This window comes from Sulfuricurvum sp. MLSB (genome assembly GCF_000747095.1).
In the GTDB taxonomy this organism is placed as follows: Bacteria; Campylobacterota; Campylobacteria; order Campylobacterales; family Sulfurimonadaceae; genus Sulfuricurvum.
Genome location: NZ_JQGL01000103.1, coordinates 3,213 through 10,698, shown reverse-complemented (window position 1 = coordinate 10,698; position 7,486 = coordinate 3,213). Strand labels below are relative to the sequence as shown.

Genomic DNA, 7,486 nt, shown 5'->3' with positions numbered 1-7,486 from the left:
TTTCGAAACGCACTCTTTCAAAAGCTCTTTGGAGTCGATGTTTTTATAGGCATTGTCGGTATCGGGAAAAAGCATTCCGATGTCTCCCAAACAAGCAGCGCCCAACAGGGCATCGATCAGGGCATGAATGGCAACGTCACCGTCGCTGTGGGCTTTGAATCCGACGGGCGAATCGATTGACACGCCTCCGAGTACCATCGGTTTATCCGCTTCGAAACCGTGGACGTCGAAGCCGTTTCCGGTGAATACGGCCGCAGATGGGGGGATGAGGCACTCAAGGGCACCAAGATCGGAGGTATGGGTGATTTTGGCTGCCCGCGTATCGCCGGGGACAAAACAGCGGCTTCCGCCGGCCGCAACAACGGCACTGCTCTCATCGGTGTATTCGATATCGGTTTCCAGCGCCCGGCGGAGAACATCGGTACGCGAAAGCTGAGGGGTTTGAACCCGTTTGACGTTCTCTCTCTCAATCGTCGCACCTTCATACACGACCGTGTCGTGAACATCAAGGACGGGTACGATCGTATCGGCTGCGTCCTTGGAGGCGATCAGGCGATCAATCAGATCGGGATCGACGCAGGAACGGGCGATATCGGTAACCATAACGTAAGATGTATTGACCTGGGTAAGAGCGTTTTTGAGGGATTGCTGTCGCGTCGCGCCGCCTTGCACGATCGTGTAATCGCACATCGGACGCATAAAGGGGATTTCATCCGCATGCGCCGCTATGACGATATTGACGGAGGGTAGATTTTCTTTGATACGGTTGGTAACATAAAGCCACAGGGGATCATGACCGATTCTGAGCCACTGTTTTTTAACGGGCGTTTTAAAACGGCTTGAATTACCAGCGGCAAGTAAAATCAAGGTCAAATCAGACAAATTGTATCCTATTTGAAAAACTGTTACGAAATTATACACTTAAAAAGCTTTTTTTTATCTTGTTTGTGTTAAATTCTAGAAGAATCACGGATGCGAAAAGAAATTCTTTTCCTAAACGATCTTGAAACTTTTAATATACATTCAAACTGATACGCCCCTTTTAGGGGCTCTTATTTATAAGTCCGAAACAGCTTTGAGAAACTAAGGAGCACATAATGAGAACCGCATGGGTCGCTGCCCGACAAAACGATACCGTCCGTACTCAGATGTATTATGCCAAGCAAGGCATTATTACCGAAGAGATGGCGTACGTTGCCAAAATAGAAAATTTAGACCCCGAGCTGGTCCGCTCTGAAGTAGCCCGCGGGCGCATGATCATTCCGGCCAATGTCAATCACGGCAATCTTGAACCGATGGCGATCGGGATCGCCGCACGCTGCAAGATTAATGCCAACATCGGCTCCTCAGCCATTGCCAGCGATGTGCAAGGTGAAATCGAAAAGATTCAGGTATCCCAGCATTACAAAGCCGATACCGCGATGGACCTCTCGACCGGCGGTGATCTGGACGAAATCCGTAAAGCGGTTATCGCCAATTCGAAAATCCCTATCGGAACGGTTCCCATCTATCAGATTCTGCACGACGTGAACAACAAAATCGAAGATTTGACTATCGAAAAAATGCTGGAAGTCCTTGAACGCCAGGCACAGCAAGGGGTCAGCTACTTTACAATCCATGCGGGCTTTTTGCTCGAGACGATGCCTAAAGTGGCCAAGCGGAAAATGGGGATCGTCAGCCGCGGCGGATCGCTGATGGCGGCATGGATGATGCATTATCACCGTGAGAACCCGTTTTACACAGCGTACGATGAGATTCTCGACATCTGCGCCCGTTACGATGTATCGCTTTCGTTGGGCGATTCGCTCCGTCCGGGATGTCTGGCCGATGCAAGTGATGAAGCGCAGCTGGGCGAACTCAAAGTACTCGGCGAACTGACGCTGCGCGCATGGGAGAAAAATGTTCAGGTGATGATCGAGGGGCCGGGGCATGTTCCCCTCAACCAGATCGAGCGAAACATGAAGATTCAGCGCGAATACTGCCATGAAGCACCGTTTTATATTCTCGGACCGCTCGTTACCGATATCGCGGCGGGGTACGATCACATCAGTTCGGCGATCGGTGCGGCAGTCGGCGGATGGCATGGGGCATCGATGCTCTGTTACGTTACCCCGAAAGAACATCTCGGCTTACCGAACGCCGAAGATGTCCGTGAAGGGATTATCGCCTATAAAATCGCGGCGCATGCCGCTGACATCGCCCGCGGCCGAAAAGGGGCGCGGGACATCGACGATGCAATGAGCGATGCGCGCTATGCGTTTGACTGGAACCGCCAGTTCGAACTCGCCCTCGATCCCGAACGGGCTCGGGAGTATCACGATGAAACGCTTCCTCAGGATGTATTCAAGGAAGCGGAATTCTGCTCCATGTGCGGACCGAAATTCTGCTCGTACAAGATCACGCAGAATATTATGGAAAATGCCGACGCCATCGCCAAGATTGCGGCGGAAGTCAAAGCAAATGCAAGTTAATTAAAGCAAACTAAGGAGAATTATCAATGACGGAAGAAATTGTCAAATCAGCATTATCCAAAGTGACGTATCCCGGATTTACGAAAGACATCGTAACGTTCGGATTCGTCAAAGAGATCAAAATTGAGGGAAGCAATGTCGCAGTGACGGTCGACATTACCTCAAGCGCCCCCGAAGTAGCTCACCAAATCACGATTGAAGCGACCGACGAACTCAAACGTGCGGGGGCATCCAACGTCGTTGTCAACATCACGGCACCTAAAATGCCGCGTGAAAGTTCGTCTAAGGGCAAAAACATCGCTCCTCAGGTGAAAAACTTCATTATGGTCAGTTCGGGTAAAGGGGGCGTCGGTAAATCGACGACAGCCGTTAACCTTGCCGTCGCGTTAGCCATGCAAGGCAAAAAAGTAGGTCTTCTGGATGCGGACATTTACGGTCCGAACATTCCTAGAATGCTTGGAGTAGAAGGGGTCAAGCCTGAAGTTGTCGGGAACAAGGTCCTTCCGATCAAAGCATACGGAATCGAGATGATGTCGATGGGTTCCTTGATGGAAGAAGGCCAATCGCTCATCTGGCGCGGAGCCATGATCATGAAAGCGATCGAGCAGTTCCTGCGCGACATTATGTGGTCGGATCTGGATTGTCTCGTCATCGACATGCCTCCGGGCACGGGGGATGCTCAGCTGACATTGGCACAAAGCGTTCCGGTAACGGTAGGGGTGACCGTTACGACGCCTCAAATGGTATCCCTGGATGATTCACGCCGCAGCCTTGATATGTTCAAAAAACTGCATATCCCCATCGCGGGTGTGGTGGAAAACATGAGCGGCTTTATTGCTCCGGACACGGGTGTTGAGTACGACATTTTCGGCAAAGGGACATCCAAAGCGATGGCGGATCAGTTCGAGACGTGCATTCTCGCCGAAATCCCGATCGAACCCTCAATCCGTACCGGAGGCGACGAAGGCAAACCGGTAACGTACTATGCGCCGACGTCTGAAACGGCGAAACGCTATATGAAAGCGGCGGAAGATTTGTGGGCAACGATCGAGAAAATCAACGAAGAGGGCGGCGTCGACAACCAGGCGATTCAGCCTAATACACCTCCGGGAGTTTCAGCGTGTTCGACTGCCGCTGCACCGAAGAACGAAGCTTCTTCAGGCGGAAGTTGCGGTACAGGCTGCGGCTGTCATTAACTTTTTTCTACTTTGCGGGTTGAAAGAGACGCTTCTTTCAACCTTTCCTTCCACTTAAGCTTTTTTTTTAGTATAATCAACACTATTTTTAGACGCGTCCTGATTACGTTAACGGGGAATGATGAGAAACACTAAAACATTTTGGACATTGGCATTGAGTATTACGGGAATGATGATTCTCGTCGGCGGTGCATTGATGTTGTTGTTTCGCTATGTCGGATTTCAGGGGGCAGACTCACGCGCACAGATGGCAGCGGCGATCGTCCAGGAATCGTTGACGTCGCATATGAAAGCCGGGAGTGCTGATTATCAAAACGATCTGCTTGAACAGATCGGGACGATAGAGGGGATTCGTTCGGCGTGGGTCGTTCGAAGCGAAGCGGTGAGTCGTCAATACGGCAAAGGAATCCATCCGCAGGAAGCCAAAGATGAGATTGACCGGATGGTTTTGCGTGAAGGGAAAAACTACCAGGATGTAACGGGCGCATTGTTTTCCGATACGATATACCGTCTGAGTATCCCTTATGTCGCTGCGGAAACGGGAAAAATCGATTGTATGAGCTGCCATGAAGCCAAAGCCGGAGACGTACTGGGTGCGGTGTCGATCGAGATGGAGATCAACGACATCAAAGGAGCGGGCATCCTCTCGGCGATCGGGGCATTGGCGCTTCTGGGGTTAATCACCTTCTTTTTGCTTCACAGCGTGCGCCGCTTTATCGCTTCGTACCGAGAGCCGTTGACTGAACTGGCAACCGCGATGGAAAAAGCCGAAGGGGGCGATTACGGTTATCGCATCGAACCTTCCGAGAGCAAAGAGGGATACGCCGCAATCATGTGGACGAACGCGGTGATGGAAAAACTTGATTCCGCACTGAGCGAGAGCAGTGAGAAAATAAATGCGTTGATCCGAATCGACCAAGCCAAAAGCGATCCGGTCTATACGCTTCAAGTCGGGGTCAACCAACTGTATGAAATCGAACGGTTCCGCGCTTCGATTGAAAAAGATCACAATCTGCAGGAAGTCTACGAGCGAATCGTGGCGCTGATACGGACCCGATGGGGATTAAACGATTTCAATATCTTTGAAATGAATCCTATCACCAAATCGACCCGTCTGATTCATGCCGAAAAAGCTTTATTGTGTGATGCAGTCAATAGCGGATGCCGTGCCGACAGACTCTCCGGGGTTATCGATTCGACGCAATGCGAAGCGGCCTGTCCTAAAATGATCGATCCGTCCGTTCAGTATGCCTGCCGAAGCTATCCCATCGTCGAGGATCTCGATATCGTGATTTCGCTTGTTGCGCAGGATGTAAAAGAAATGCCGAAAATCCGTTCGGTCCTCGAACAGCTGGGCAATTACATCAACGCTTCGCGTTTGCAGATCGTGAATAAGAAATTGGAGCAGTCCGTTCGGATCGATCCTATGACGGGGCTGTATAACCGTAAATTCCTCGAAGAATTCGCCGGATTGATCGTGGCCCAATCCAAACGTACGGCAATACCGTATGGCGTGTTGATCGTCGATATGGACGGATTCGGCGGAATCAACCAAGCCTACGACGTTCAGATCGGCAATGAAGTGATAAAGGGGATGGGACGCAATATCCAAGAGTTCACCCGCCCCGGCGACATTGTCATCCGTTACGGCGTAGATACGTTTGCGGTCGTATTGTACGACTATGAGCGTGAGGATGCAGAGCATGTTGCCGAAGCGATCCGCGCCTCTTTTAAAAAGAAAATTCGGGTAAATACCTATGCGATTTTGAAAAGTGTCAGTATCGGAATGGCCTTTTTCCCGACCCAAACGGACGACATGACCGAAGCGATCGAATTGGCCAAACGCGCACTCTTGGAAGCGAAACACAGAGGCGGCAACTGCTCTGTAGCGTATGATTCCAAAGCGATGCCGATCTAATTCTAATCCCTGCATTGTATTCGTAACGTAGAGAGACGCGTGCAGTCTCTCTCTAGGTCACAACACCACATCATGATGTTGTGTGGACCGGAATGCAATGGTATGTATTACGCAGTGATAAGCGGGAGTGGTATAGGAGAGGTACCGTTCAGTTCCCTTGGGAACCGGCGGTTAAAGGAGTGACGATTAGTATTTGTCCCCACCGCTGAACATATGCTCTTCAAAGGTGACGATTCGGTTTCGTCCGGTATGTTTGGCTTCGTAGAGCGCCAAATCGGCGAACTTGATCGCTTTCCAGATCGAGTCGGCGTGCGTCGGAAAGTACGATATACCGATGCTGAGCGTTTTTTGGACGGTATCGTTGCCGAAAAAGAATTTTTGGTCGTTGAAACGGGTACGTATCTTATCGGCGATTCCCAGTGTCCCTTCTTCTGTCGCATTGTGGAGCAGCACGAGGAACTCTTCTCCGCCGTAACGTATCGCGAGGTCTGATTTGCGGATATTTTCCTGCATGATTTCGGCTACTGTTTTGATGACGCTGTCCCCGGCGTCGTGTCCGTAGGTATCGTTGATCATTTTAAAATAATCGACATCGATCATCAAGATAGAATAGGAAATATTCGCGCGGATGGCCTGCTCGGCACTTTTGTCGATGAACTCTTCCAAAAAGCGGCGATTGTACAGTCCGGTTGCTCCGTCGCGAAGCGAAGAATCTCTGAGTTTGTCCATCAGGGTACGGCTTTCAATAACCGCTTTGGCCGCTTCAAAATAGTTTTTGATGCTGGGGATGGAGAGGTTCATGAGTTCGATCGCTTCCGCGTCTTTGGCCGAATAGGAAAGTATCAGTGCCAAATCGTCGTTGACATTGAACGGAATGCACGAGTATTCTTTCCCGTCGGAGCAGTTGTTGCAGATGTTGGGGAACTCGGTCGAGTAGACGTCGCTGGCGGTACGGTATGCACGGCATTCCAATGCATTGATGTCGGACACGGGGAGACAGAAACTCTTGGAATCGGTAATGTGTACCAATTTTCGTTCTTTCGACATTTTGTCTACTTCGTACAGGGCAAAATGGTCGAAATGGAATTTCTCTTTCAAGACATACACAAAACGCTCATAAATAGCATCTTTGTCTTTGTCCAGCTCGATCGTTTTTTTGAATTTATAGACATCGGAGAGTTCCTGGATGATCGTGCCGGTCGTATTGAGCGGATCAGAACACGCGATACTGGATCGGGCAACGAACGTGTTGAGGTTATGTTTGATCCCTTCGAACGTCTCCTCGATTTTTTCAAAGAGGGTGTTCATTTGTTCGGCGACTTCGCTTCCCGCGTCTTTGAGCGTCGTTTTAAAGCGGAACGAAAAATCGCCCGTCCGTGCGCGCTTGATCCCCTGTTGTAGGTTTTCGAACAGTTGCATATACGGTTTGAAATAATGGTTGGTGACCCACAGTGCGATAAGGATAAAGACGACGTTGATGGCAAAAATTTTGGCGATCGTCATGGCACCGGTCTGACGGATTTCATTGATATTGAACTCCATGCTGATGGCACCCAGAACGTCGCCCTCTTGGACATTGTGACAGCTCAGACAGTTCGGGTTGCCGTATGCGGTAGCAATGTAGGGGATAGTAACGCGCAGGACGGCGTTTTTGCTATCTTCGCGAATTTCACGAACCAGTATCCCTTCTTTGAGGACTTTGTTGTCGATGGCATCCCGGGGACGTTCGTTCTGGAGTCCTTCCCCGTATTGTTTGACGACTTTATCGGCACGAACGATCCACAGCGCCTGAACGTCTTTGATGTTTGCGATGTTGGCAAGGAAGAAGTCGCGCTTGTCCATCATGCCGTTTACCATGTGTGCGGTTAGACCGTCTCGAACGATTTCGGCCGTCATTTTCG

Annotated in this window: 5 protein-coding genes; 3 read left to right on the top strand and 2 right to left on the bottom strand. The window is 50.3% G+C overall.

Translation table 11 applies throughout. The features are described from left to right. On the bottom strand, positions 1-882 hold an 882-nt coding region (locus tag JU82_RS07505; protein ID WP_037948874.1), incomplete at its 3' end, for a 2-C-methyl-D-erythritol 2,4-cyclodiphosphate synthase. Positions 883-1,097: 215 nt separating this feature from the next. Here JU82_RS07505 and thiC point away from each other — a divergent pair. The 3 genes from thiC to JU82_RS07490 all read left to right on the top strand — a co-directional run bounded on the left by thiC (position 1,098) and on the right by JU82_RS07490 (position 5,585). Next, the gene (gene thiC / locus JU82_RS07500) at positions 1,098-2,471 is read left to right on the top strand and encodes a phosphomethylpyrimidine synthase ThiC (RefSeq protein ID WP_037948871.1); all 1,374 of its coding nucleotides are present in this window, start codon (positions 1,098-1,100) and stop codon (positions 2,469-2,471) included. Between the two features lie 26 nt (positions 2,472-2,497). Continuing rightward, complete coding sequence (locus JU82_RS07495; protein WP_037948869.1) at positions 2,498-3,667, top strand: Mrp/NBP35 family ATP-binding protein; 1,170 nt, start codon at positions 2,498-2,500, stop codon at positions 3,665-3,667. A gap of 121 nt (positions 3,668-3,788) precedes the next feature. Next, a complete protein-coding gene (locus tag JU82_RS07490) occupies positions 3,789-5,585 on the top strand; it encodes a GGDEF domain-containing protein (RefSeq protein WP_037948867.1) in 1,797 nt (598 codons plus the stop codon). Between the two features lie 186 nt (positions 5,586-5,771). Here the strand turns inward: JU82_RS07490 and JU82_RS07485 are convergent. Then, on the bottom strand, positions 5,772-7,486 hold a 1,715-nt coding region (locus JU82_RS07485), incomplete at its 5' end, for a GGDEF domain-containing protein (protein WP_037948857.1).

Coding starts and splice junctions, on each gene's coding strand:
- thiC (WP_037948871.1), top strand. CDS start 1,098: ATGAGAACCGCATGGGTCGCTGCCCGACAAAACGATACCGTCCGTACT.
- JU82_RS07495 (WP_037948869.1), top strand. CDS start 2,498: ATGACGGAAGAAATTGTCAAATCAGCATTATCCAAAGTGACGTATCCC.
- JU82_RS07490 (WP_037948867.1), top strand. CDS start 3,789: ATGAGAAACACTAAAACATTTTGGACATTGGCATTGAGTATTACGGGA.